This window comes from Pararobbsia silviterrae (genome assembly GCF_003628125.1).
Taxonomy (GTDB): Bacteria; Pseudomonadota; Gammaproteobacteria; order Burkholderiales; family Burkholderiaceae; genus Pararobbsia; species Pararobbsia silviterrae.
On the sequence record NZ_RBZU01000011.1, the window covers coordinates 1 to 25431 of the forward strand.

17 protein-coding genes and 1 pseudogene are annotated in these 25431 nt (G+C 65.7%); all 18 read left to right on the forward strand.

Annotated features, from left to right (window positions below; genetic code table 11):
- Positions 1-641: 641 nt before the first annotated feature.
- The gene (locus D7S86_RS20970; RefSeq protein ID WP_121088969.1) at positions 642-2744 is read left to right on the forward strand and encodes a molybdopterin-containing oxidoreductase family protein; all 2103 of its coding nucleotides are present in this window, start codon (positions 642-644) and stop codon (positions 2742-2744) included.
- A 741-nt stretch (positions 2745-3485) separates the two neighbouring features.
- Positions 3486-5159: a long-chain fatty acid--CoA ligase gene (locus D7S86_RS20980; RefSeq protein WP_121088974.1), complete on the forward strand. Its 1674-nt coding sequence runs from the start codon at positions 3486-3488 to the stop codon at positions 5157-5159.
- A gap of 64 nt (positions 5160-5223) precedes the next feature.
- On the forward strand, positions 5224-5928 hold the full coding sequence (gene coq7, locus D7S86_RS20985) for a 2-polyprenyl-3-methyl-6-methoxy-1,4-benzoquinone monooxygenase (RefSeq protein ID WP_121088977.1): 705 nt from the start codon (positions 5224-5226) through the stop codon (positions 5926-5928).
- A 907-nt stretch (positions 5929-6835) separates the two neighbouring features.
- Positions 6836-7264: a division/cell wall cluster transcriptional repressor MraZ gene (gene mraZ / locus D7S86_RS20995; protein WP_121088981.1), complete on the forward strand. Its 429-nt coding sequence runs from the start codon at positions 6836-6838 to the stop codon at positions 7262-7264.
- A 9-nt stretch (positions 7265-7273) separates the two neighbouring features.
- Positions 7274-8227, forward strand: a complete 954-nt coding sequence (gene rsmH, locus D7S86_RS21000; protein ID WP_121088983.1) for a 16S rRNA (cytosine(1402)-N(4))-methyltransferase RsmH — start codon at positions 7274-7276, stop codon at positions 8225-8227.
- Positions 8224-8559: pseudogene (ftsL, locus tag D7S86_RS30295) on the forward strand (cell division protein FtsL); the annotation flags it as partial. The gene rsmH and the pseudogene ftsL, both read left to right, overlap by 4 nt.
- Before the next feature lie 242 nt (positions 8560-8801).
- The gene (locus D7S86_RS21010; RefSeq protein ID WP_121088987.1) at positions 8802-10670 is read left to right on the forward strand and encodes a peptidoglycan D,D-transpeptidase FtsI family protein; all 1869 of its coding nucleotides are present in this window, start codon (positions 8802-8804) and stop codon (positions 10668-10670) included.
- An 82-nt stretch (positions 10671-10752) separates the two neighbouring features.
- A complete protein-coding gene (locus tag D7S86_RS21015; RefSeq protein ID WP_121088989.1) occupies positions 10753-12342 on the forward strand; it encodes a UDP-N-acetylmuramoyl-L-alanyl-D-glutamate--2,6-diaminopimelate ligase in 1590 nt (529 codons plus the stop codon).
- The gene (locus D7S86_RS21020; RefSeq protein ID WP_121088991.1) at positions 12339-13748 is read left to right on the forward strand and encodes a UDP-N-acetylmuramoyl-tripeptide--D-alanyl-D-alanine ligase; all 1410 of its coding nucleotides are present in this window, start codon (positions 12339-12341) and stop codon (positions 13746-13748) included. The genes D7S86_RS21015 and D7S86_RS21020 overlap by 4 nt, the downstream gene beginning before the upstream one ends.
- Before the next feature lie 10 nt (positions 13749-13758).
- Positions 13759-14928 (forward strand): phospho-N-acetylmuramoyl-pentapeptide-transferase, encoded by a 1170-nt coding sequence (mraY, locus tag D7S86_RS21025; RefSeq protein ID WP_121088993.1) that lies wholly within the window; start codon positions 13759-13761, stop codon positions 14926-14928.
- Positions 14929-14998: 70 nt separating this feature from the next.
- Positions 14999-16525 carry a UDP-N-acetylmuramoyl-L-alanine--D-glutamate ligase gene (gene murD, locus D7S86_RS21030; RefSeq protein WP_121089372.1) on the forward strand — a complete coding sequence of 509 codons (1527 nt, stop codon included), beginning with the start codon at positions 14999-15001 and terminating at the stop codon, positions 16523-16525.
- A gap of 77 nt (positions 16526-16602) precedes the next feature.
- Complete coding sequence (gene ftsW / locus D7S86_RS21035) at positions 16603-17814, forward strand: putative lipid II flippase FtsW (RefSeq protein ID WP_240648339.1); 1212 nt, start codon at positions 16603-16605, stop codon at positions 17812-17814.
- Positions 17811-18905 (forward strand): undecaprenyldiphospho-muramoylpentapeptide beta-N-acetylglucosaminyltransferase, encoded by a 1095-nt coding sequence (gene murG, locus D7S86_RS21040; RefSeq protein ID WP_121088995.1) that lies wholly within the window; start codon positions 17811-17813, stop codon positions 18903-18905. The genes ftsW and murG overlap by 4 nt, the downstream gene beginning before the upstream one ends.
- Positions 18902-20290: a UDP-N-acetylmuramate--L-alanine ligase gene (murC, locus tag D7S86_RS21045; protein WP_121088997.1), complete on the forward strand. Its 1389-nt coding sequence runs from the start codon at positions 18902-18904 to the stop codon at positions 20288-20290. The genes murG and murC overlap by 4 nt, the downstream gene beginning before the upstream one ends.
- Before the next feature lie 136 nt (positions 20291-20426).
- Complete coding sequence (locus tag D7S86_RS21050; protein WP_121089000.1) at positions 20427-21374, forward strand: D-alanine--D-alanine ligase; 948 nt, start codon at positions 20427-20429, stop codon at positions 21372-21374.
- A gap of 187 nt (positions 21375-21561) precedes the next feature.
- Positions 21562-22437 (forward strand): cell division protein FtsQ/DivIB, encoded by an 876-nt coding sequence (locus D7S86_RS21055; RefSeq protein WP_121089002.1) that lies wholly within the window; start codon positions 21562-21564, stop codon positions 22435-22437.
- Positions 22438-22495: 58 nt separating this feature from the next.
- Positions 22496-23728 (forward strand): cell division protein FtsA, encoded by a 1233-nt coding sequence (gene ftsA / locus D7S86_RS21060; protein WP_121089005.1) that lies wholly within the window; start codon positions 22496-22498, stop codon positions 23726-23728.
- Positions 23729-24129: 401 nt separating this feature from the next.
- Positions 24130-25317, forward strand: coding sequence for a cell division protein FtsZ (gene ftsZ, locus D7S86_RS21065; RefSeq protein WP_121089007.1), 1188 nt, complete (start codon positions 24130-24132; stop codon positions 25315-25317).
- Positions 25318-25431: the final 114 nt, after the last annotated feature.

Here is a 25431-nt window from a genome sequence, read left to right on the forward strand (position 1 = left end):
ATAGTGCGGGTTCCCGTGTGAAAGTAGGTAATCGTCAGGCTGTTTAACACCAGAAAGCCCTGCTCATCCGAGCAGGGCTTTTTGCTTTTAAGCGCCGTTTTGCGCACCTGAGTCGCGCGCGTCAGTTCGTTGCACCGGGTTCGCCCGCGCGCCCATGAGCCCACGTAGCGGCGTTCACGTTCGAAGCGCCATCACCAGAACCGCGCGAGCGCTTCTGCTAGCCCCCAAGGCGTCAAAGCGTTGCGGCGTGTCTGCCTCAGCGGCGCTAGTCATCCGGGCAGGGCGTTTTTTGCTTTCGTGCCCCTCACTTGCGCCAGTGACTTGCGCTCGCCATTTCGCCTTGTGAGCCTCAGTGTTCCTACGTCGCGTCAACTGCACGACAAACCGCTCGCACGCTAAATCACCAAACCAGTGACACGCCCGATGCACGCACGTTTCCCATGGCGCGACCATTGACGCGGACGCCCGGAGAGATCGACGGCGCCGCGGCCTTTGTCCCTAAGCGCTTTGCAAGCCGGAAGACCGGTACAAGAACACGATTCCATTCGCGTCCACGTCCGTGTGACGGCAGCGATCATTTCTGTCCGGCGCCTCGATCGGCGTAGCATCAAGTCTTCCCTTATCGCTTTCGAGAACGTGGCATGAACCTCACCCCAGGCGTCGTGAATGCCGTCTGCCCTCACGACTGTCCCGATACATGCGCACTTCGCGTTACCGTCGAACACGGTAAAGCCGTCAAGGTGTACGGTGACCCGGATCATCCGCCGACCAACGGCGCGCTCTGTACGAAGGTGTCGCGATACACCGAGCGAACCTACCACGCTGGCCGTCTGACTCAGCCGATGCGTCGCGTCGGCAAGAAAGGCGAAGGCCGTTTTGAGCCGATCAGCTGGGACGCCGCATTCGAACTCGCAGCGCAAAAGCTCAAACCGATCGCCGAACGCTGTCCCGAAGCCATTCTTCCCTACAGCTATGCGGGCACGATGGGCATCGTGCAGGGCGAGAGCATTGCCGCGCGCTTTTTTCATGTGCTCGGCGCGTCGGTGCTCGAACGCACGATCTGCGCGACAGCCGGTGCGACCGGACTGAAATACACCTATGGCGCAAGCGTCGGCATGCATCTCGAGCACTTCGTCGACAGCAAGCTGATCCTGATCTGGGGCAGTAATCCGGTCGTATCGAGCGTGCATTTTTGGATGCGAGCACAGGAAGCGCGTCGGCGCGGCGCGAAGCTCGTTGCGATCGACCCTTATCGATCGTTGACCGCCGAGAAATGCGACGAGCACATCGCGTTGCAACCCGGCACGGATGCGGCGCTTGCGCTCGGCATGATGCATGTCCTGATCCGCGACGGCCTGATCGACGACGACTACATTGCGCGTTACACGGAAGGCTTTGCCGCGCTCCGGGCCCGCGCGGCCGACTACGACCCCCAACGCGTCGCCGATATTTGCGGAATCGAAGCGGATGTTGTCGTTCGCCTGGCTCGCGACTATGGAACCATTCGCCCCGCGTCGATTCGCCTCAACTACGGCATGCAGCGCGCACGCGGCGGCGGAAACGCCGTTCGCGCCATCGCATGCTTGCCGTCGCTGACCGGCGCGTGGCGACATCCGGCCGGCGGGCTGCTTCTCTCGTCGTCGGGATTCGCCCCGGTGAATGCCGCGGCGATCACGCGGCCCGACCTGTTGCCCGGATCTCCGGGCCGCCTGCCTCGCTCGATCAATATGAGCGCGATCGGCGACGCGCTCTGCCATCCGGGCGATCCCGCGTTCGGACCGAAGATCGAGGCCCTGATCGTCTACAACTCGAATCCCGTCGCGGTTGCCCCCGAGTCGGCGAAAGTCGCGCAAGGATTCGCGCGAGAGGATCTGTTCACGATCGTGCTCGAGCATTTTCAGACCGATACCGCGGACTACGCCGATCTCCTCTTGCCGGCCACGACACAGCTCGAACATTTCGACGTCCATAAGGCGTACGGGCACACCTATCTGATGGTGAACCAGCCGGCGATCGAGCCGCTTGGGCAGGCGCGCCCGAACACCGCAATCTTCCGAGGCCTGGCGCGCGCCATGGGCCTCGCGACGCCCGCGCTCTACGAAACCGACGAACAGATTGCGCGGCAGGCATTCAACTGGCGCCACCCGTCGCTTGCGCATGCCGATTACGACACCTTGATTCGCGACGGCTGGGTCAAGCTCGCCCTTCCCGACGCGCCGTTTGCCGAGGGCGGCTTTCCGACACCCTCCGGCAAGTGCGAGTTCTATTCCGCGCGGCTTGAACGCGAAGGTCTCGACCCGCTCCCCGACTATCTGCCGCCTTACGAATCCAAGGCATCGGATCCCGCGCTCGCCGGCCGTTATCCGCTCACGTTCATTTCGCCGCCGGCCCGCCATTTTCTGAACAGCAGCTTCGTCAATGTCGAAAGCCTGCGGCGTCCGATCGGCGAGCCGCGCATCGAGATTCATCCGGACGACGCCGCCGCTCGCTGCATCGTCGACGGTGCGCGAGTGCGCGTGTTCAACGACCGCGGCGAAGTCGAACTGATCGCGCGCGTCACCGACGGTGCGCGCACCGGTGTCGTCGTCGGGCTCTCGATCTGGTGGAAGAAACTCTCGGCGGACGGCCGCAATACGAACCAGCTCACGAGTCAGGCCTTGACGGACCTCGGCGGCGGGGCGACGTTCTATGACTGCCTCGTCGACATCGCGCCGCTCGATCGAATGGCGAGTCAAGCGGCTTGACGCCGACATCGGCGGCGCGCGCCATTGTGACGCGGGAGCGTGATCGACTACTCGGGGGCGAAGCGCTGAAGCGGCAGGGTGTAGAGGTGGTCAGGTAATGCGGTGCCCAAGTGCCCAAGTGCCCAAGTGCCCAAGTGCCCAAGTGCCCAAGTGCCCAAGTGCCCAAGTGCCCGAGTGCCCGAGTGCCCGAGTGCCCGAGTGCCCGAGTGCCTAAGCGCCCAAACGCCCAAACGCCCAAACGCCCAAACGCCCAAACGCCCAAAACGCATAGGCGCTAGCGGGGTTGCGCAATAGAGAAATCGACGAATCGAGCAATCGACAAACGAGCAATCACTAGGGGGGCAAGAAAGCGATGAGTTCGGCTCGGCGCGAATGGCTCGGCGCGCTCGCTCAGCGCGGAGCCGATTGCATCCTCGGTTCCGCGGCAGGCCGATCGATGCCGGGATGCGTCTCGGACGTCAGGGCGATACGCGACGACGGACACCGTACGACGCGGATGGGCCACCGCGTCCAGCTCACGCCTCCCACCCGCAACCGTTTCCGCCTCATGGTGATTCCCCGGACACCATGACGCTCGACGCCATGCGAAACCCGCGATATCGTCCGATCACCGCGGCCCGAGCGCCGGTTCGGCGCGCGCGTCTGGAGGCCTGCGTCTAGTCCGACCCGTTGCCTGCTCGCCGGCGCCCGGATAGCATCGCGTTTTAGCACGACCATTCGAAAACAGAAGAGGAGACATGCATGGACCGTATCTGGCTGAAGTCGTACCCCCCCGGCGTGCCGGCGGAAATCGATACGTCCATTTATCCGTCGCTCGTTGAACTCTTCGAAGAAAGCTTCAAGCAATACCGAGATCGCCAGGTCTTCAGTTGCATGGGCAAGGCGATAACGTATCGCGAACTCGACGAGTACTCGGTCAGGCTCGCGGCCTGGTTCCAGTCCAAGGGACTCCAGCCCGGCGCGCGCATCGCGCTGATGATGCCGAACGTGCTTCAATACCCGATCGCGCTCGCGGCCGTGCTGCGCGCGGGGTATACCGTCGTCAACGTCAATCCGCTCTACACGCCGCGCGAACTCGAACACCAACTCAAGGACAGCGGCGCCGAAGCGATCATCATCCTCGAAAACTTCGCGACGACGCTTCAGAAGGTCGTCGCGAACACGGCCATCAAACACATCGTCGTCGCGACGATGGGCGACATGCTCGGACCGAAGGGCGCTATCGTCAATTTCGTCGTACGCAGCATCAAAAAGATGGTCCCCGCGTGGAATCTGCCCGGACACGTGAGCTTCAAGCACGCGCTCGCGCACGGCGACGCACGTGCGTTCAAGCGCGTGCCGGTCGGCCCCGACGCGATCGCGTTCCTCCAGTACACGGGCGGCACGACGGGCGTCGCGAAAGGCGCGATCCTGCTGCATCGGAACATCGTCGCCAACGTGATCCAGTCCGATCTCTGGCTCCAGCCCGCAAAACTCAAGAAGCCCGACATCGAACAGTTCATCTGCGTCGTCGCGTTGCCGCTCTATCACGTGTTCGCCCTGAACTCGGGCGGCCTGCTGACGATTCGCACGGGCGGCATGGGCGTGCTGATCCCGAATCCGCGCGATATCCCGGGACTCATCAAATCGCTGCGCGGCATCCGATTCACGACGTTCCCCGGCGTCAACACGCTCTATAACGCGCTGCTCAACAACCCCGAATTCAAGACGCTCGATTTCTCGAATCTCGTGGCGGCAAGCGGCGGCGGGATGGCGGTCCAGGAGGCCGTCGCCTCACGCTGGATGGCCACGACCGGGGCGCCGATTCTCGAAGGCTATGGTCTGTCGGAGGCTTCGCCCGTCGTCTCGTGCACGCCGTCCAACTGGACGCATTACTCCGGCACGATCGGCCTGCCGATGCCCTCGACCGACGTTTCGATCCGCGATGACGACGGCCATGAAGTGCCGCTCGGCCAGCCCGGCGAAATCTGCGTCAAGGGTCCGCAGGTCATGGCGGGTTATTGGAACCGGCCCGACGAGACCGCCAAGGTCATGACGGACGACGGCTATCTGAAGACGGGCGATATCGGCTGCGTGCTCGATACGGGCGAAATCCGGATCGTCGACCGCAAGAAGGACATGATTCTCGTCTCCGGATTCAACGTCTACCCGAACGAGGTCGAGGACGTCGTCGCGCAGCATCCGGGCGTCTTCGAGGTCGCCGCGGTCGGCGTGCCCGACAGCAACTCGGGCGAAGCCGTCAAACTGTTCGTCGTCAAAAAAGATCCGGCGTTGACCGAATCGGACTTGATCGATTTCTGCAAAGAACGGCTGACGGGCTACAAGCGTCCCCGGACGGTCGAGTTCCGCACGGAACTGCCCAAGACGAACGTCGGCAAAATCCTGCGCCGCGAGTTGCGCGACGGCAAGGCCTGAGTTTGCGCGTGCCGGACGCCGACCGGTGGTATGGTGACGGCTTGCAGACGTAAGCCGATCCGCCATGAACTTTGACAGTCTTATCACCGAATTCGACCGCGGACTGCGGTCGTTGACCGGTGTCATTCGCGCCGCGCGTCCGTCGCCCGCCGCGCACCTCGATCTTTCCGTGCCCACGGTCGTCGAATCCGCCGACCCGGCGCGTTCCGACGCCGCCGAGCCCGAGGTATCGTCCGATTTGCCGGCCGGTGTCCTCACGCCCGCCGAAGCGCGCCATGCGGCGGGACTCATGCGCGTCAATCATGTCGGCGAGATCTGCGCGCAGGCGCTCTACCAGGCCCAGAAACTCACGGCGCGTTCCGAGACGCTGCGGCGCGGCTTCGAGCATGCCGCGCGCGAAGAAGAGGACCACCTTGCCTGGACCGCCGAGCGCATCGAGCAACTCAACGCGCGCCGAAGCCTGCTCAATCCGTTCTGGTACACGGGCTCGCTCGCGATCGGTGTCGTCGCGGGCCTGCTCGGCGACAAAATCAGCCTCGGCTTCATGGCCGAAACCGAACGCCAGGTCGAGCAGCACCTCGCCGGCCATTTGGAGACGTTGCCGGCACGCGATGTCGCGTCGCGCGCGATCGTCGCGCAGATGCGTGACGACGAGGCCGCACACGCCCATGCCGCCACCGCGGCCGGCGGCGTCGACCTCCCGCTGCCGGTCAGGTCGTTGATGCGCGCGGCGTCGAAGGTCATGACGCGCACGGCTTACTATATTTAAAGCGCGCTGGCGGGGCGCCGTGCCGCGAACGAGACGCGTGCGTTCGTTCGTTCGAGCGGATATCCGGCCGTGGTCCGTGTTTTCAGACGGGTGTCCGGTATCGAGGGCGCGCGATGCTCGCGGCCGGTCGCCCGAGTTGCGTGCATTGTCTCGCCCGCGTCGATCTCAAGGTCTCGCGCATATGCGTGCCGAGTCGTCGTGGCGATTCGTGAAGCATGTCGTGAGACGCGACCAGGTCGAGTCCGCGCGCCGGCGCCCCCGACCCCGACCCCGACCCTCGACCCTCGACCCTCGACCCTCGACCGTCAACCTCCGACTTCGACCCCGACCCCCGACCCCCGACCCCCGACCCCCGACCCCCGACCCCCGACCCCCGACCCCCGACCGTCAACCTCCGACCTCCGACCTCGATTCTCGATCCTCGACCGCGACTGGACTGGACTGGACTGGACTGGACTGGACTGGACCGGACCGGACCGGACCGCGAGCCGAGCCGAGCCGAGCCAACCCGAGCCAACCCGAGCCAACCCGAGCCAACCCGAGCCAACCCGAGCCAACCCGAGCCAACCCGAGCTCGTCGCAACATCCCGAAATTCGGCGCAACATTCCCGCCCCTTACGGTTTTCGGTCTGACCCGCGTTTATTCGGTTTCGCGCGAGAAAACCTCGCGCGCCGATGTCGACCGGGCCGTTTCTCAAGCATTACTTTCACTAGCGCAATTAGCGCCTTCATTTTTATAGCTTTTTCGATTTGAACCTGCCTCAACAACCGTCGCTAAGTCGTTGTTCTAACACGCAAAAACGCTGCCTTCGTCCGGCAAAGTTGCTTGACCCGCCTTGGACGTTCCACTAAAGTGGGAAACAGTGTCGCAAAGTGTATTTTTGTGTGAGATCAGGGGGAAAGAGTCGTGTTCCAAGGGGCGTCAGCGCTAACTCTCGATGCGAAGGGGCGGATGTCCGTCCCGGCTCGTCATCGCGAAGCGCTGCAACAACAGGCAGAAGGCCGGGTTACGCTGACCAAGCACCCGGACGGCTGCCTGTTGCTGTTTCCGCGCCCCGCGTGGGAAGTTTTCCGCGCGCGCGTCGCCGCATTGCCGTATGAGGCGACCTGGACCAAACGGATTTTCCTCGGCAATGCCCAGGATGTCGAAGTCGATGGCGCGGGACGCGTGCTCGTGTCGCCCGAATTGCGCGCGGCCGCGAATCTTGAACGCGAAGTGATGCTGCTCGGCATGGGCAGCCACTTCGAAGTCTGGGACAAGCAGACGTACGACGCGAAGGAACAAGCGGCGATGGCGCAGGGCATGCCCGATGCGCTCAAGAGCTTTACTTTTTGACGTGCCGCGATGACCGACGTTTCGAATCAGCAACTGCAGCATCAGACGGTGCTGCTGGAGGAGGCGGTCCATGCGCTCGTCTGGCGCGCCGACGGCATCTATGTCGACGGCACGTTCGGCAGGGGAGGGCATAGCCGCGCAGTGCTCGGCAAGCTTGGCGACGGCGCTCGGCTCGTCGGATTCGACAAGGATCCGCAGGCCATCGCAACGGCGCAGGCGATCGGCGATGCGCGCTTCGAGATCGTGCACGACAGCTTCGCGACGCTGTCCGACGCGCTCGCGGAGCGTGGGATTCAGAAGGTGTCTGGGGTGCTGCTCGATCTTGGCGTGTCGTCGCCGCAATTCGACGATCCGGCTCGCGGGTTCAGCTTCCGCCACGACGGTCCGCTCGATATGCGAATGGACACGACACGCGGCGAGTCGGCCGCGGATTGGCTCGCACGCGCGACGCAGCAAGAACTGACGGAGGTGATTCGCGATTATGGGGAAGAACGGTTTGCTTTTCAGATTGCAAAGGCGATTGTTGCTCGCCGGTCAGCATCCGACCGGCTCGGTCCTCTCACCCGCACACGCGAGCTTGCCGAGATCGTGGCTCACGCCGTCAAGACGCGCGAAAAGGGTAAGGACCCCGCTACCCGGACCTTTCAGGCTATACGGATTTTCATCAATCAAGAGCTTGCGGATCTGCAAGTAGCACTTGAAGCGGCATTGGCATCACTGGAGCAAGGGGGGCGGCTGGTCGTGATCAGCTTTCATTCGCTCGAAGACCGTATCGTCAAGCGATTCATGCAATCGCAGGCGAGCGTGCCTCCGCTCGACCGCCGGCTACCCCTGCGCGCTTCGGAACTCCCCGTCCCGCCGTTGAAGCTGCTCGGCCGCGTGATGCCGAGCGAAACAGAAATCGCCGCGAACCCTCGCGCGCGTTCCGCGGTCATGCGCGTTGCCGAACGGGTGGCGCCGTGAGCCGCCTCAATGCGCTCCTGCTGCTCGTCGTCGTGATTTGCGCCCTGTCCGTCGTCAATGCGACCAACCGCCAACGCGAGTTGTTCATCTCGCTCGGTCGCGCGCAGATGCAGGAGCGTCAGCTCCAGCAGGATCTCGCCCAACTCCAGTATCAACAGAGCTCGCTTTCGAAGACGTCGCGCGTCGAAGACACCGCGACGTCCGAACTCAAGATGGAAACGGTCACGGCCGGCCGGACCCAGTATCTGACGGTCGATGCGGCGTCGGCTGTGCCTGGTGCCGCAGCGGCGGCGTCCGACACCGATGCGGCGGCTGCGTCCGGCGGGGCCGCCAACGGCATGGCGATCGCCTCGGGCGTCGGCGATGACCCGAATCCCGCGACGAGCAGCGATCTGCGCGCGGTCATCGGCGCGAGTTCGGCCAGCCAGGCCGCAAGCAAGGCCGCCGCGAGCAGCGTCGCGGCAAGCGGCGCGACGGCCGACAAGTCCGCGGCCAGCCGCGCGCACGCCGCGAGCGCGCCGACGAAGGCCGTGAAGCACGCCGCGAACGCCAAGCATCCGAACGGAGCGTCGAAATGAAGAAGACGCCCGGCAACAAGTCCGTTCGCTTCACGCCGAACCCGATCCTCACGCTTCGGCTGCCGATGTGGCGCTCGAAGCTCGTCGTGTTTCTGCTGTTCGTCGCGTTCGCCGCACTCGCGGCCCGCGCGTTCTGGATTCAGGGGCCCGGTAACGCGTTCTATCAGAAGCAAGGCGAAAGCCGGTATCAGCGCACGCTCGAACTCCCGGCGACGCGCGGCCGCATCATGGACCGCAACGGACTCGTGCTGGCGACGAGCCTGCCGGTGCGCGCCATCTGGGCGATTCCCGAAGACGTGCCCGACGATCTCGCGCCCGGCAAGCTCGCCGACCTCGGCAAGCTGCTCGGCATGTCGCAGAAGGAGCTGCACGCGAAGCTCGCCGACGGCAAGAATTTCGTCTACGTGAAGCGTCAGGTGCCGATCGACGTCGCGCAGCAAATCTCCCAACTCGAGATTCCCGGCATCTATCAGCGCACCGAATATCAGCGCTTCTATCCCGAAGGCGAGATCACGGCCCACCTCGTGGGTTTCACGAGCGTCGAGGACGAGGGGCAAGAGGGCGTCGAGCTGTCGATGCAGCAATTGCTCAACGGCGTGCCGGGCAGCCGTCGCGTGATCAAGGACCGCATGGGACGCATCGTCGAGGACGTCGACGAACTCGCCGTGCCGCGCAACGGCAAGGATCTGACGCTCTCGATCGACAGCAAGATCCAGTACATCGCCTACACGGACCTCAAGGCGGCCGTCGAGAAGCACAACGCGAAGGCCGGCGCGGCGATCGTCATCGACGTCCGCACGGGCGAGGTGCTCGCGCTCGTCAACTATCCGACCTACAACCCGAACGACCGCTCGCACCTGACCGGCGAGCAACTGCGCAATCGCGCGTTGACCGATATGTTCGAGCCGGGCTCGATCATGAAGCCGTTCACGATCGCGCTGGCGCTCGATCTTCACCACGTGACGCCCGACACGATCGTCAATACGAGCCCGGGCCGCTTTATTCTCGACGGCGCGCCGATCACGGACGATTCGAATTTCGGCGTGCTGACCGTCGCGGGCGTGATCCAGAAATCGAGCAATATCGGCACGACGAAGATCGCAATGACGCTCAAGCCCGAGGACATGTGGAACATGTTCACGAGCGTCGGCTTCGGACAGGCGCCGAAAATCGGCTTCCCCGGCGCCGTCGCGGGGCGTCTGCGCCCGTGGCGGAGCTGGCGTCGCATCGAACAGGCGACGATGGCGTACGGCTACGGGATCTCGGTCTCGCTGTTCCAGCTCTCGCGCGCCTATACGATGTTCGCGCGCGACGGTGAATTCATCCCGCTGACGATCTACAAGAACGCGACCGACGCGACCACCGACGGCCCGCAGGTCATTTCGCCGACGACCGCGCGCGAAGTCCGCAAGATGCTGATGAACGTGACCGCGGCCGGCGGCACCGCGCCCGATGCCGAAGTCCCCGGCTACAGCGTCGGCGGCAAGACCGGCACGGCCTACAAGCACGGTCCGCACGGCTACGACCACGCGCACTATCGCGCCTCGTTCGTCGGTATCGCGCCGATGTCGGCGCCGCGCGTCGTCGTCGCGGTGTCGATCGACGATCCTTCGGGCGGCTCGCACTTCGGCGGCCAGGTCGCGGGGCCGGCGTTCTCGTCGATCACCGGCGATACGCTGCGCGCGCTGAACGTCGCGCCCGACCTGCCGATCAAATCGACAACGCCGGTGACCACGGTCCAGGATCCGACGCCCTCGGCAACCGATACGATCAAGGCGCACGCCCCGGCCCCGACGGCCGGCGTGCAGAAACAGAAAGTCGCGTTCACGACGAGCGGGCCCGCGCCCGCGAAGAGGACGCCATGACACGCATCATGTTTGAAACACGGAAAACATCGGAAACGGCCCTCGGGCCGTTCGCCCGTTGCATGCCGCGGCAGGTGACGGCATGAGCGCCCGTACGCCGCACGATATCCGGTACGACGCGTCGCGCGACGCGGAAGCGGTCGCGCACGCGGTCGCATGGCTGCGCACGCATGTCGCGAGCAGCGCGAACCTGCACGCCGATTCGCGTTCGCTTGCCGCAGGCGACGTGTTCGTCGCGTATGCGGTCGACGGCGCAGACAATCGCGCGCACGCCGCGGCCGCGAGTCATCACGGCGCGGTCTGCACACTCTGGCACACGGCCGGCGGCCTCAAGCCGCCCGCGTCGATCGAGCACGTGCTGCCCGTCGATCACCTCGACCGGCTCGCCGGTCCGATCGCGAGCGTCTGGTACGGCGAACCGAGCGAGGCGATGCAGGTGATCGGCATCACGGGCACGAACGGCAAGACGTCGTGCAGCCACTGGATCGCGCATGCGTTGAGCGCCACGGGCGTTCCATGCGGCGTCGTCGGCACGCTCGGCGTCGGGCTCGCGGGGCATCTCGTCGAGACGGGATTCACGACACCCGATGCGCCGCAACTCCAGCGCGTCGTCGCGCGACTCCGCGGCGACGGCGCGAAGGCGGTGGCGATGGAAGTGTCGTCGCACGCGCTTCATCAGGGCCGTGTGAACGGCGTCGCGTTCGACGTCGCGGTCTTCACGAATCTCACGCAGGATCATCTCGACTACCACGGCACGCTCGACGCCTACGAAGCCGCGAAAGCGCGTCTGTTCGACTGGCCCGGGCTCAAGGCCGCCGTGATCAACCGCGACGATCCGGCGGGCGTGCGCCTGCTCGCGTCGTTGCCGGCCGGTGTGCGGGCCATTGCCTACGGTATCGGCTCATGGGACGCGCACGATGTCGTGCGCGCGACGGGCGCCGGCGACGCGGCGTTCGCATCGCTCGTCGCGACCGATATTCGCGCCACGGCGCGCGGCACGGCGTTTCATCTCGAGTCCGACTGGGGCGCGGCCGATCTCGAAGTCGCGACGCTCGGCGCATTCAACGTCGACAATCTGCTCGCCGTGCTCGGCGCCTTGCTGGCGAGCGACGTGCCGTTCGACGCCGCGCTCGCGCAGATCGCGAAGGTCGAGTCCGTGCCGGGCCGCATGCAACGCATCGGCGGCAAGACGGCGGCCGACGAGCCGCTCGTCGTGATCGACTACGCTCACACGCCCGATGCGCTCGACAAGACGCTCGACGCGTTGCGCCCCGTCGCGCAGGTCCGCGGCGGACGCCTCGTCTGCGTGTTCGGATGCGGCGGCGATCGCGATGCGGGCAAGCGTCCGAAGATGGGCGCGATCGCCGAGCGACGCGCCGACCAGATCGTCATCACGAGCGACAATCCGCGCTCCGAAGCCCCCGCAGCGATCATCGATCAGATTGCGGCCGGCATGTCGGATCCGGCGCGCGCACGCAAGATCGAGGACCGCGCGAGCGCGATCCTGCAGGCGATCCGCGCGGCGGCGCGCGAAGACGTCGTCGTCATCGCCGGCAAGGGTCATGAAGCGACGCAAGAGATCATGGGCCGCAAGCGCGCGTTCTCGGATCTCGATCATGCACGTCTCGCGCTATCCGCGCGCGCGACCAAACCTCACGCGGAGGGCGCATGAGCATGCTGACCTTGCGCGAAGCCGCGACGCTGATTCCGGGCGCGACGATACTCGGCGACGAAACGACGCCGCTCGATCGTGTTTCGACGGACAGCCGCACGACGGGCCCCGGCGATCTGTTCGTCGCGCTCAAGGGCGATCGCTTCGACGCGCACGAATTCCTCGGACAGGTGGCCGAGCGCCACGCGTCGGCCGTGCTCGTCTCGCGCAGTCCCGCCGACTGGCGCGTTCCCGCGCTGCGCGTCAGCGATACGCGCGTGGCGCTGCAAGACCTCGCGCGCGGATGGCGCGCGAAGTTCGCCTTGCCGGTCGTCGCGGTCACCGGAAGCAACGGCAAGACGACGGTCAAGGGCATGATCGCGTCGATTTTCGCGGCGGCCGTCGGCGACGACGCGCGGCTTGCGACGGCGGGCAATCTGAACAACGACATCGGCGTGCCGCTGACGCTGTTGCGGATGCGGGCGTCGCACCGGCTCGCCGTCATCGAACTCGGCATGAATCATCCCGGCGAGACCGAGGTGCTCGCGCGCATCGCGCAGCCGACGATTTCGCTGATCAACAACGCGCAGCGCGAACACCAGGAATTCATGGCGACGGTCGAGGCCGTGGCGCTCGAACACGCGAGCGTGATTCACGCGCTGCCCGACGGCGGTCACGCGGTATTTCCCGCCGACGACGCCTACGCGGGGATCTGGCGCGTGGCCGCGACGGACCGGCAGATCGTCGATTTCGCGCTCGATCACGACACGGCGGCCGTGCGCGGCCGGCGCCAGTCCGACGGACGGCTTCATATCGATACGCCCGCCGGCGCGCTCGACGTCGCGCTCAACGTGATCGGCGACCACAACCTGCGCAACGCGCTCGCGGCCACGGCCGCCGCCTATGCGGCCGGTGTCGCGCTCGACGCGATCCGCGCGGGGCTCGAAGCGTTCGAACCGGTGACGGGGCGCCTGCAGCGCAAGCGCGCGGCGCTCGCTCCGTTCACGGGCATGACGGTCATCGACGATACGTACAACGCGAATCCCGATTCGATGCGCGCCGCGATCGACGTGCTGGCCGCGCAATCCGGACGCCGCGCGATCGTGATCGGCGACATGGGCGAAGTCGGCGATCACGCGACGGCGTTCCATCGCGAGATCGGCGCGTATGCGCGTGAGCGCGGCATCGATGCGCTCTTCGCGCTGGGTGAAGAAACACGCGAGTCGGTGCGGGCTTTCGGCGAACACGCGGTGCACTGCGATTCCGTCGACGGTCTCATCGCCGCACTGTCGGCATGGCCGGGCGTCGACGCCGGCCGGCAACACGAGCAGGACACGATTCTCGTCAAGGGTTCGCGCTTCATGCGCATGGAGCGTGTCGTGCGCGCCCTGACATTGGAAGGAGCGCCGGATTCCGGCGCGCATTGAGAGGACAGCGATGTTATTGGCTCTGGCGCAATGGCTGCAGACGGATGCAAGCTTCTTGCGCGTGATCAACTACCTGACGTTCCGCGCGGTGATGGCCGCCATCACCGCGCTGGCGATCGGTCTCGTCTGCGGCCCGTGGGTCATCCGCAAGCTGACCGCGATGAAGGTCGGGCAAGCGGTGCGGACCGACGGCCCGCAGACGCATTTGATCAAGTCGGGTACGCCGACGATGGGCGGCGTGCTCGTGCTGATCGCGATCGCCGTCGCGACGCTGCTCTGGGCCGATCTGACGAATCGCTTCATCTGGATCGTGCTGCTCGTGACGTTCGGCTTCGGCCTCATCGGCTGGGTCGACGACTATCGCAAGGTGGTCCACAAGGATCCGCGCGGCATGGCGTCGCGCGAAAAGTATTTCTGGCAGTCGGTCATCGGCCTGTTCGCGGCCGTGTATCTCGCGTTCAGCGTGTCCGAGGCGAACAACGCGCGCGTGTTCGACCTGTTCATGGCGTGGGTGCACAGCGGGTTCTCGCTCGAACTGCCCGCGCGAACCGACCTCATGCTGCCGTTCTTCAAATCGATCAGCTATCCGCTGGGCACGCTCGGCTTTATCGCGCTGACCTATTTCGTGATCGTCGGATCGAGCAACGCCGTGAACCTGACCGACGGTCTCGACGGTCTCGTGATCATGCCCGTCGTGCTCGTCGGCAGCGGTCTTGGCGTGTTCGCCTACGTGATGGGGAGCGCCGTCTACTCGAAATATCTGCTGTTCCCGCACATTCCGGGCGCGGGCGAACTGCTGATCTTCTGCACCGCGATGTCGGGCGCGGGACTCGCTTTCCTTTGGTACAACACGCACCCCGCGCAGGTCTTCATGGGCGACGTCGGCGCGCTCGCGCTCGGCGGCGCACTCGGCACGATTGCCGTGATTGTCCGCCAGGAGATCGTTCTTTTTGTCATGGGCGGGATCTTTGTCGTCGAGACGCTGTCCGTGATGCTCCAGGTTTCGTGGTTCAAGTTTACGAAGCGGCGCTTCGGCGAAGGCCGGCGCATCTTCAAGATGGCGCCGCTGCATCACCACTTCGAATTGTCGGGCTGGAAGGAAACACAGGTCGTCGTGCGCTTCTGGATCGTCACCTTGATGCTGGTGCTGATCGGGCTCTCGACGTTGAAGCTGCGCTGAACCGCGCGACCCACATGATCGATCGGACGTGCCGCGCGAACGGCACGCGCAACTGAGGAAAAGTTTGACGATGTTCGGCCATTTGCAACGACCGTCAGTCCTGGTGCTGGGCCTTGGGGAATCGGGCCTCGCGATGGCGCGCTGGTGCGCGCGCCATGGCTGCCGGCTGCGCGTTGCGGATACGCGCGAGGCGCCGCCGAATCGCGCTGCGCTCGACGAAGAAGGACTGCGCGCCGACTACATCGGAGGACCGTTCACGCCCGCGCTGCTCGACGACGGCATCGAACTCGTCGGGATCAGCCCGGGCCTTTCGCCGCTTGCCGACGATCTGCGTCCGCTGCTCGACGCGGCGCGCGAGCGCGGCATTCCGGTCTGGGGCGAACTCGAATTCTTCGCGCAGGCGCTGCGTGCGCTCGGCGAGAGCGGCTACGCGCCGAAGGTGCTCGCGATCACGGGCACGAACGGCAAGACGACGACCACCTCGCTGACGGGGCTGCTGTGCCGGCGCGCGGGCAAGACCGTCGCGGTCGCGGGCAATATCAGTCCCGCCGCGCTCGACAAGCTGACCGAGGCGATCGATTCGACCGCACTGCCCGAGGTCTGGGTGCTCGAACTGTCGAGCTTCCAGCTCGAAACCGCGCATACGTTCGAGCCCGATGCGGCCGCGGTGCTCAATATCACGCAGGACCATCTCGACTGGCATGGCGGTCTTGATGCCTATGCGGCCGCGAAGGGCCGGATTTTCGGCAAGCGCACGATCCGCGTGCTCAATCGCGACGACGCGCGCGTGATGGCGCTCGCACACGCGGGTCTCACCGACGCGGAAGCCGCCGAACACGGCGCGCGCGCGGTCACGTTCGGCCTGGACGAACCCGCGCATGCGGGCGACTTCGGTCTGCTGCGCGAGTCGGCGCTCGCCTGGCTCGTGCATGCGGTCGATCAGGCCGACGCACCGCCCGAATCGACGTCGACGCGCCGCCGCCGCGGCGCGGGTCCCGCGCCCGAGATCGCGATCAAGCGCCTGATGCCCGCCGATGCCTTGCGCATCCGCGGCCTGCACAACGCGGCCAATGCGTTGGCCGCGCTCGCGCTCGCGCGCGCCATCGATTTGCCGCTCGCCGCCCTGCTGCATGCGCTGCGCGAGTATCGCGGCGAGCCGCACCGCGTCGAAGCGATCGCGACGCTCAACGGCGTCGATTTCGTCGACGACAGCAAGGGGACCAACGTCGGCGCGACGGTCGCCGCGCTCGACGGCCTCGCGCAACGTGTCGTGCTGATTCTCGGCGGCGACGGCAAGGGCCAGGACTTTGCGCCGCTTGCGGCGCCCGTCGCGCGCTGGTGCCGCGCCGTCATGCTGATCGGCCGCGACGCGCCGCCGTTGCGCGCGGCGCTCGCCGAGACGGGGGTCGCGCTGCACGACCATGCGACGCTCGAAGCCGCGACGCGCGCGGCCGCCGCGATCGCCGAAGCCGGCGACGCGGTGCTGTTGTCACCCGCGTGTGCGAGCCTCGACATGTTCCGGAACTACGCGCATCGCGCGCAGGTATTCAAATCGACGGTCGAAGAGATCGCGGCGGATCAGGGGATGGTCCTATGAGCTTCATTCAGCGTGTGATGGATCGCGTGGGCACGGCGGCGCAGACCAGCACCGGCGGCATGTCGTCGTCGTCGGGTATGGGCGCGGGCGCGGCCGCGCGGCGCGGCGCCGATGTCGGCAGCGGACTGAACCGGATCAGCCCCACGCGTTCGACGATGCTCGAATACGACCACACGCTCATGTGGGTCGTCATCGCGCTGCTCGGACTCGGACTCGTGATGGTCTATTCGGCGTCGATCGCGATGCCCGATTCGCCGAAGTATTCGACCTATACGACGAACCACTTTCTGCTGCGGCATATCGTGTCGATCGTGATCGGCCTCGGCGCGGCCGTCTTCGCGTTCCGCACGCCGATCAACACGTGGGACAAATGGGCGCCGCGGCTCTTCGTCGTCTCGCTGCTGATGCTCGTGATCGTGCTCGTGCCGCATATCGGCAAAGGCGTGAACGGCGCGCGCCGCTGGATTCCGCTCGGCATCACGAACATGCAGCCGTCGGAAATCATGAAGCTCGCGGTCACGGTCTACGCGGCCAACTACACGGTGCGCAAGCAGGACTTCATGCACAGCTTCAGCAAGGGCTTCCTGCCGATGGCCTTCGCGGTCGGCGCGGTCGGCGCGCTGTTGCTGCTCGAACCCGATATGGGCGCGTTCATGGTCATCGCGGCGATCGCGATGGGCCTGCTGTTTCTCGGCGGCGTCAACGCGAAGCTGTTCGGCGGTCTCGTGCTGACCGCGGTCGGCACGTTCAGCCTGCTCGTCTGGGCATCGCCGTGGCGGCGCGCGCGGATCTTCGCGTATCTCGATCCGTGGGAAGAACAGTACGCGCAAGGCAAGGCCTATCAGCTCACGCACTCGCTGATCGCGTTCGGCCGCGGCGAATGGTTCGGCGTCGGTCTCGGCGGCAGCGTCGAGAAGCTCAACTATCTGCCCGAGGCGCACACCGACTTCATTCTCGCCGTGATCGGCGAGGAACTCGGCTTCGTCGGTGTGATGATCGTGATCCTGCTGTTTTACTGGATCGTGCGGCGCGCGTTCGAGATCGGCCGTCAGGCGCTCGCGCTCGATCGCGTGTTCGCGGGTCTCGTCGCGAAAGGCATCGGCCTTTGGATCGGCGCGCAGACCTTCATCAACATGGGCGTGAATCTCGGCCTGCTGCCGACCAAGGGCCTCACCTTGCCGCTCGTCTCGTTCGGCGGGTCGGGGCTCGTGCTCAATTGCGTCTCGATCGCGCTGCTGCTGCGCGTCGATTACGAGAATCGGGTGCTCATGCGCGGAGGTCAGGTATGAGTCACGCGCGCACGCTGATGGTGATGGCCGGCGGCACCGGAGGACATGTGTTCCCGGGGCTCGCGGTCGCTCGCCGGATGCAGGCGCAGGGCTGGCGCGTCGTCTGGCTAGGCAATCCGTCGGGCATGGAAGCGACGCTCGTGCCCAAGCACGGGATTCCGATCGAGTTCGTGCGCTTCGGCGGCGTGCGCGGCAAGGGCGCGGTGACGAAGCTCAAGCTGCCGCTCAATCTGCTGCGCGCGTGCTGGCAGAGTCTCGGCGTATTGCGCCGGATCCAGCCCGACGTCGTGCTCGGCATGGGCGGCTACATCACGTTCCCGGCGGGCATCATGACCGCGCTGACGGGGCGTCCGCTCGTGCTGCACGAACAGAACTCGATCGCGGGACTCGCGAACAAGGTGCTCGCGAAACTCGCCAAGCGCGTACTCGTCGCGTTTCCGGGCGCGTTGCCGCATGCCGAGTGGACGGGCAACCCGATTCGCGACGAACTCGCGGAGATGCCCGCGCCCGCGCAACGGTATGCGAGCCGCAGCGGCCCCTTGAAACTGCTCGTCGTCGGCGGCAGTCTCGGCGCCGCCGCGCTTAATGAAGTCGTGCCGCTCGCGCTCGCGAAGCTGCCCGCGCAGGCGCGGCCGCACGTCGTGCATCAGGCGGGCGCGCGTCATATCGGCGCGCTCAAGACCGCCTACGACAACGCGGGCCTCGGCGACGATCCGAACATCGAGCTCGTGCCGTTTATCGACGACATGGCCAGCGCCTACGCAGAGGCGGACCTCGTCATCTGCCGTTCGGGCGCGATGACGGTCGCCGAAATCGCCGCGGTCGGCGTGGCCGCGCTGTTCGTGCCGTTCCCGTATGCGGTCGATGATCACCAGACAAGCAATGGCCGTTTTCTCGCGGACGCGGGCGGCGCGCTGTTGATCCAGCAACGCGAGCTGACCGTCGACGGTCTCGCGGACTGGATCGGCGCGCAAACGCGCGACAGTCTCGCGGAAATGGCCGGGCATGCGCGCGAGCGCGCGAAGCCCGACGCGACCGATGCGGTCGCAGGCGTCTGCGCCGCCGTCGCGCAACGCAAGGAACCTCTATGAAGCACATCGTCAAGAACATTCACTTCGTCGGGATCGGCGGCGCCGGCATGAGCGGTATCGCCGAAGTCCTGTTGAATCTCGGTTATCAGGTCAGCGGATCGGACCTCGGCCGCAGCGCGGTGACCGATCGCCTCGCCGCGCTCGGCGCGCGCGTCGCGTTCGGACACGATGCCGCGAATATCGACGGCGCGAACGCGGTCGTCGTGTCGACGGCCGTGCGTTCGGACAATCCCGAAGTATTGGCCGCGCGTCAGCGGCGTGTGCCGATCGTGCCGCGCGCGGTGATGCTCGCCGAGCTCATGCGTCTCAAGCAGGGCATCGCGATCGCGGGCACGCACGGCAAGACCACGACGACGAGCCTCGTGGCGAGCGTGCTCGCCGCGGGCGGACTCGATCCGACGTTCGTGATCGGCGGCCGGCTCAACAGCGCGGGCGCGAACGCGCGGCTCGGCACGGGCGACTTCATCGTCGCCGAGGCCGACGAGTCGGATGCGTCGTTCCTCAATCTGTTTCCGGTGATCGAGGTCATCACGAACATCGACGCGGATCATATGGATACGTATGGTCACGACTTCGCGCGTCTCAAGCAGGCGTTCATCGAGTTCACGCATCGCTTGCCGTTCTACGGCATCGCCGTGCTCTGCGTCGACGATCCGAGCGTGCGCGAGATCCTGCCGTTTGTCTCGAAGCCGATCATTCGCTACGGCTTCGCGCAGGATGCGCAGGTTCGCGCGACCGACGTCGTGGCGCGCAACGGCAAGATGCATTTCACGGTGTTGCGCGAGGAAGCCGCGCCGCTCAAGGTCGAATTGAATCTGCCGGGCACACACAATGTGCAGAACGCGCTCGCCGCGATCGCGATCGCGACTGAACTTGAGGTCGCGGATGCCGATATCCAGAAGGCGCTCGCTGAGTTCAACGGCGTGGGCCGGCGTTTCCAGCGCTATGGCGAAGTCGCGACGGCGCAGGGCAGCTACACGCTGATCGACGATTACGGGCACCACCCGGTCGAGATGGCCGCGACGGTCGCCGCGGCGCGCGGCGCGTTTCCGGGGCGTCGCCTCGTGCTCGCGTTTCAGCCGCACCGATTCACGCGCACGCGTGATTGCTTCGAGGATTTCGTCAAGGTGCTCTCGACCGTCGACGGTCTCGTGCTGACCGAAGTCTATGCGGCCGGCGAAGCGCCGATCGTCGCGGCGGACGGACGCGCGCTCGCGCGCGCGTTGCGTGTCGCGGGCAAGGTCGAGCCGGTGTTCGTCGAAACCGTCGATGAGGTGCCGGACGCGCTCGCTGCGTTCGTGCAGGACGGCGATGTCGTGATCACCATGGGCGCGGGCTCGATCGGCACCGTGCCGGGCAAGCTTGCGCAGGAACAGAAAGTCTGAGGACGCACGGGTGGCCGCGGTCGACATACCGCGGCCGCGCGCGTTGGGACAAGCGGGACAGGATGGCGGGGCGCGCGGTGCGTTCCGTCCGTGCTGTGTGGAATCAAGCAGATCAGTCAGTGGATAGAACATCGGGATGAAAGCAGTGGATCCGAAACTCTTTGGGAAAGTGGCCGTGCTGATGGGCGGCGAGTCGGCGGAGCGCGAGGTGTCGTTGAACTCGGGCCGGCTGGTGCTTTCCGCGCTGCGCGAGCGCGGCGTCGACGCGCACGCGTTCGATCCGGCCGAGCGGCCGTTGTTCGACTTGCAGCGCGAAGGGTTCGAGCGCGTGTTCAACGCCTTGCACGGCGGATATGGCGAGAACGGCGCGCTGCAGGGCGCGCTCGAATTCCTCGGCATTCGATATAGCGGCACCGGCGTGCTCGGTTCGGCGCTCGGCATGGACAAGTTCCGCAGCAAGCTGATCTGGCAACAGACGGGTATTCCGACGCCGCCGTTCGAAGTCGTCCATCGCGGCGAGGACTATGCGTCGCGCGTCGACGGTCTTGTCGCGAAGCTCGGACTGCCGTTGTTCGTCAAGCCCGCGAGCGAGGGATCGAGCGTGGCCGTCATCAAGGTCAAGTCGGCCGACGCGCTCGCCGATGCGCTCAAGGAGGCCGCGCGCTTCGACACGATCGTGCTCGTCGAGAAGAGCATCGAAGGCGGCGGTGAATTCACGGTCTCGATCGCCGGCGATCTCGATCTGCCGATCATCCGGATCGTGCCGGCGGGCGAGTTCTACGACTACCACGCGAAGTACGTCGCGAACGACACGCAGTACCTGATTCCGAGCGGCGTCGGCGAGGCCGACGAGGCGCGCTTCAAGGCGCTGGCGCGCCGCGCGTTCGAGGTGCTCGGATGCAGCGGGTGGGGGCGTGCGGACTTCATGCTCGATGCGAGCGGGAATCCGTATTTCCTCGAAGTCAACACGGCGCCGGGCATGACGGACCACTCGCTGCCGCCGAAGGCCGCGCGGGCCGTCGGCATCAGCTATCCGGATCTCGTCCTCGAGGTGCTCGCGCAGACGCTCGATGTGACCGCGTAAAGCATGAGACGGCATCGGCGGCACGCGCAAGCGCGCCGCCGGAGCCGGGCAGTCGAAGGTGCAATCGAAAGCGCAGTCGAATGGGCAGCAAGCGAAGTCGAAATGAATGAAGACCGCACGCCGACATGCAAATCGTATGTGGCGCGGATACATAAAGTAACGAAACCTGACCGACAGCAACGCAACGATGTGGCATAACGTCCGCCAACTCAATATGATCGCCTCCGCGCTCTATGCGCTGGTGGTGCTCGCCGTATTGGGCACGGGTGCGCGCTGGATGTCCGAGCGGCCGACGTTTGCATTGCATGCGATCCAGATCGACGGGGACACATCGCACATCAATGCGCTGACGGTCCGGCAGACGGTCGTCGATCATCTGAAGGGCAACTTTTTCACGGTGAATCTCGAAACGGCGCGCGCGGCGTTCGAGTCGATGCCGTGGGTCCGGCATGCGAGCGTGCGGCGCGTCTGGCCCGACACGCTGGCTGTCGATCTCGACGAATACAAGCCGCTCGGGACCTGGGGCGACGACCGGATGGTCAGCGTCGACGGCGAGTTGTTCACGGCGAACCAGGCCGAGGCCGACGGCGAGCTGCCCGCGTTCGACGGACCCGAGGGCAGCGAGCAGGACGTCGTTGCTCGGTATCACGACTTCGCGACGTGGTTCGCGCCGCTGCACGCGAAGCCGGTCGAGGTCACGCTGTCGCCGCGCTATGCGTGGACGGTCAAGTTGTCGAACGGACTGCAGGTCGAGTTCGGTCGCGAGCGCAATGCGCAGACGCTCGCGAGCCGTGCGCAGCGGTTCGTGTCGTCGTGGGACCAGACGACGCAACGGTGGGGCAAGGACATCGAGTACGCGGACCTGCGTTATCCGAACGGATTCGCGGTGCGCAGCGCGAGCATGCAGATCGCCGACGACGACGCGGCGGCCAAGCCGGCGGCCGCGAAAGCCGCGGCGCCGGCGAAGCCTGCCGCGAAACCGCCGGGCAATACCGGAAATCCGGTCAAAACCATCGGCAAACCGGCCCATGCGGCGCCGAAGCAACAAGGGGTGAGGCAATGAACGCGATCCAGACCGTGAAGCGCTTGCCGCACGCATCACACGCGACGAGTCATACGCTATGAGACAAGACTACAAGGACCTGCTGGTCTCCCTCGATATCGGGACCTCGAAGGTCGTCGCCATCGTGGCGGAGCTCAAGGGCGAGGGCCACTACGAGGTCATCGGACTCGGGCAGAGCGACTCGAAGGGGCTCAAGAAGGGCGTCGTCGTCAATATCGAGGCGACGGTCCAGTCGATCCAGCGCGCGCTCGAAGAAGCCGAACTGATGGCCGACTGCAAGATCACCAACGTTTTCACGGGGATCGCGGGCAGCCATATCCGGAGCTTCAATTCGAGCGGCATGGTCGCGATCAAGGACAAGGAAGTCACGCAGGCCGACGTCGCGCGCGTCATCGAGACCGCGAAGGCGATCAACATCCCGACCGACCAGCAAGTGCTGCATATCCTCACGCAGGAATTCATCATCGACGGTCAGGAGGATGTGCGCGAGCCGATCGGCATGAGCGGCATCCGGCTCGAGGTCAAGGTCCATATCGTGACGGGCGCCGTGTCGGCCGCGCAGAACATCGTCAAGTGCGTGCGGCGCTGCGGCCTCGAGGTCAACGACCTGATACTGCAGCCGCTCGCGTCGAGCCTGGCCGTGTTGACCGAAGACGAGAAGGAACTCGGCGTGGTGCTCGTCGATATCGGCGGCGGCACGACGGATATCGCGATCTATAGCGAGGGTTCGATCCGGCACACGGCCGTGATCCCGATCGCGGGCGATCAGATCACGAACGACATCGCGATGGCGTTGCGCACGCCGACGCCCGATGCCGAGGACATCAAGGTCAGTCACGGCATCGCGAAGCAGGCGCTTGCCGATCCCGAGGAAATGATCGAGGTGCCGGGGCTCGGCGAGCGCGGTCCGCGCGTGTTGTCGCGCCAGGCGCTCGCAGCCGTCATCGAGCCGCGCGTCGAGGAGTTGTTCTCGCTCGTGCATCAGGTGGTCCGCGAATCGGGCTACGAGGAACTGCTGTCGTCGGGGATCGTGCTCACGGGCGGCGCCGCGACGATGGACGGCATGGCCGAGCTCGGCGAGGACATCTTCCTCAAGCCGGTCCGGATCGGCGTGCCCGAATACGAAGGCGGCCTGGCCGACGTCGTGCGCAATCCGCGCTACTCGACGGCGATGGGGCTGCTGCTCGAAGGGCGCTCGCAACGCATGCGCGGGCGCAAGGTCGCGGTGCAGTCCGGTTCGGCGAATCAGGTCTGGACCCGTATGAAGGAATGGTTTCTCGGCAATTTCTGATCGTCGCGCCGTGCGCGCGATCGCACGGAAGACGAGCGACGGCAGGCAGCAGGCGGCAGGGAGTCGCGGTTGGAGACGCAGTCGCAGTGGCAGGTGGCGTGACCGGCATCACTCAGTTTCGGCAGGACACCGCGTGGGGTTCGCGCGGTGTGCATCAGACGGCGAGCAGGAGGCCGTTCGCATCATGAAGTGGGCAGCACGGCAGTTGTCGTCCGTCGTTCCGTATGCGGTGTACAGGTGCACAGGCAAGCGGGACGTACGTTGCAATACGCGTGCGGCGAGGATGCGCGCACATTTTTTGGAATAGCAGCGCCGGTGGGCGGCGACCGGCGCGCGAGGGGGAATTGCCCGATTCCCTTTCGACTAACGGCCGGGATTTTTCAATCTGACGGAGGCACTCAATGGATTTCGAAATGCTGGAAACGGAAACCAACGGCACGATCATCAAGGTCGTCGGCGTTGGTGGTGCGGGCGGCAATGCCGTCCAGCACATGATCAACCGCGGTGTGCAAGGCGTGGAGTTCATCTGCATGAACACCGACGCACAGGCACTCGCGCGCTCGAAGTCGCAGACCGCGATCCAGCTCGGCAAGACGGGGCTCGGCGCGGGGGCAAAGCCCGATATGGGCCGTGCCGCGGCCGAAGAAGCGCGTGAGCGCATCGCCGACTCGCTGCGCGGCGCGCATATGGTGTTCATCACCGCGGGCATGGGCGGCGGTACGGGCACGGGCGCGGCGCCGGTCGTCGCGCAGATCGCGAAGGAAATGGGGATTCTGACGGTCGGCGTCGTGTCGAAGCCGTTCGAATTCGAAGGCGGCAAGCGTATGCGCGTTGCGGAAGCCGGTTCCCAGCTTCTCGAAGAGCATGTCGACTCACTGATCGTGGTGTTGAACGACAAGCTCTTCGAGGTGATGGGCGACGATGCCGAGATGGACAAATGCTTCCAATGCGCCGACGACGTGCTGCATAACGCCGTGGCCGGCATCGCCGAAATCATCAACGTCGACGGTCTCGTGAACGTCGACTTCGAAGACGTGAAGACGGTGATGGGCGAGCAAGGCAAGGCGATGATGGGCACGGCGACGGTGGCCGGCGTCGATCGCGCGCGTCTCGCGGCCGAGCAGGCGGTCGCAAGCCCGCTGCTCGAAGGCGTCGATCTCTCGGGTGCGCGCGGCGTGCTCGTGAACATCACGGCCAGCCGTTCGCTGCGTCTGTCGGAAACGCGCGAAGTCATGAACACGATCAAGAGCTACGCCGCGGACGACGCGACGGTGATCTTCGGTACGGTCTATGACGACGCGATGGGCGATGCGCTGCGCGTGACGGTTGTCGCGACGGGCCTTGGCCGCGCCGCGAAGAAGACGATGGCCGCGCCGATGACGTTGCTCAAGACCGGTACGGACAATATGCCGGTCAACGCCATGATGCATAGCCACCAACCCGCGGTTTCGACGGACTACGGCGCGCTCGAAACGCCTGCGGTCTGGCGCAGCACGCGTGAAACGGCCGCATCGCACGTCGCCGCACTGCAGGAAAAGGGTGTCGACACGTACGATATCCCTGCGTTCCTGCGCAAGCAGGCGGACTGAGACGGTTCGGCAGGGTGAAGGACAGGTGGTATCGATGCGTCGGCGCAGCGCGCGGCGGCACCCGATGGGTGCAGTCCGGATCTGAGCCGCCCGACGAGGGGTGTTGCGGAGTCA

Bases quoted from the DNA above. Each gene is read 5' to 3' on its own strand.
- ftsW (WP_240648339.1), top strand. From the start codon at position 16,603: ATGGGCGCGGGCGCGGCCGCGCGGCGCGGCGCCGATGTCGGCAGCGGA.
- D7S86_RS20980 (WP_121088974.1), top strand. From the start codon at position 3,486: ATGGACCGTATCTGGCTGAAGTCGTACCCCCCCGGCGTGCCGGCGGAA.
- D7S86_RS21010 (WP_121088987.1), top strand. From the start codon at position 8,802: ATGAAGAAGACGCCCGGCAACAAGTCCGTTCGCTTCACGCCGAACCCG.
- murD (WP_121089372.1), top strand. From the start codon at position 14,999: ATGTTCGGCCATTTGCAACGACCGTCAGTCCTGGTGCTGGGCCTTGGG.
- rsmH (WP_121088983.1), top strand. From the start codon at position 7,274: ATGACCGACGTTTCGAATCAGCAACTGCAGCATCAGACGGTGCTGCTG.
- murG (WP_121088995.1), top strand. From the start codon at position 17,811: ATGAGTCACGCGCGCACGCTGATGGTGATGGCCGGCGGCACCGGAGGA.
- D7S86_RS21020 (WP_121088991.1), top strand. From the start codon at position 12,339: ATGAGCATGCTGACCTTGCGCGAAGCCGCGACGCTGATTCCGGGCGCG.
- D7S86_RS21050 (WP_121089000.1), top strand. From the start codon at position 20,427: ATGAAAGCAGTGGATCCGAAACTCTTTGGGAAAGTGGCCGTGCTGATG.
- ftsZ (WP_121089007.1), top strand. From the start codon at position 24,130: ATGGATTTCGAAATGCTGGAAACGGAAACCAACGGCACGATCATCAAG.
- D7S86_RS21015 (WP_121088989.1), top strand. From the start codon at position 10,753: ATGAGCGCCCGTACGCCGCACGATATCCGGTACGACGCGTCGCGCGAC.
- D7S86_RS20970 (WP_121088969.1), top strand. From the start codon at position 642: ATGAACCTCACCCCAGGCGTCGTGAATGCCGTCTGCCCTCACGACTGT.
- D7S86_RS21055 (WP_121089002.1), top strand. From the start codon at position 21,562: ATGTGGCATAACGTCCGCCAACTCAATATGATCGCCTCCGCGCTCTAT.
- coq7 (WP_121088977.1), top strand. From the start codon at position 5,224: ATGAACTTTGACAGTCTTATCACCGAATTCGACCGCGGACTGCGGTCG.
- mraY (WP_121088993.1), top strand. From the start codon at position 13,759: ATGTTATTGGCTCTGGCGCAATGGCTGCAGACGGATGCAAGCTTCTTG.
- murC (WP_121088997.1), top strand. From the start codon at position 18,902: ATGAAGCACATCGTCAAGAACATTCACTTCGTCGGGATCGGCGGCGCC.
- ftsA (WP_121089005.1), top strand. From the start codon at position 22,496: ATGAGACAAGACTACAAGGACCTGCTGGTCTCCCTCGATATCGGGACC.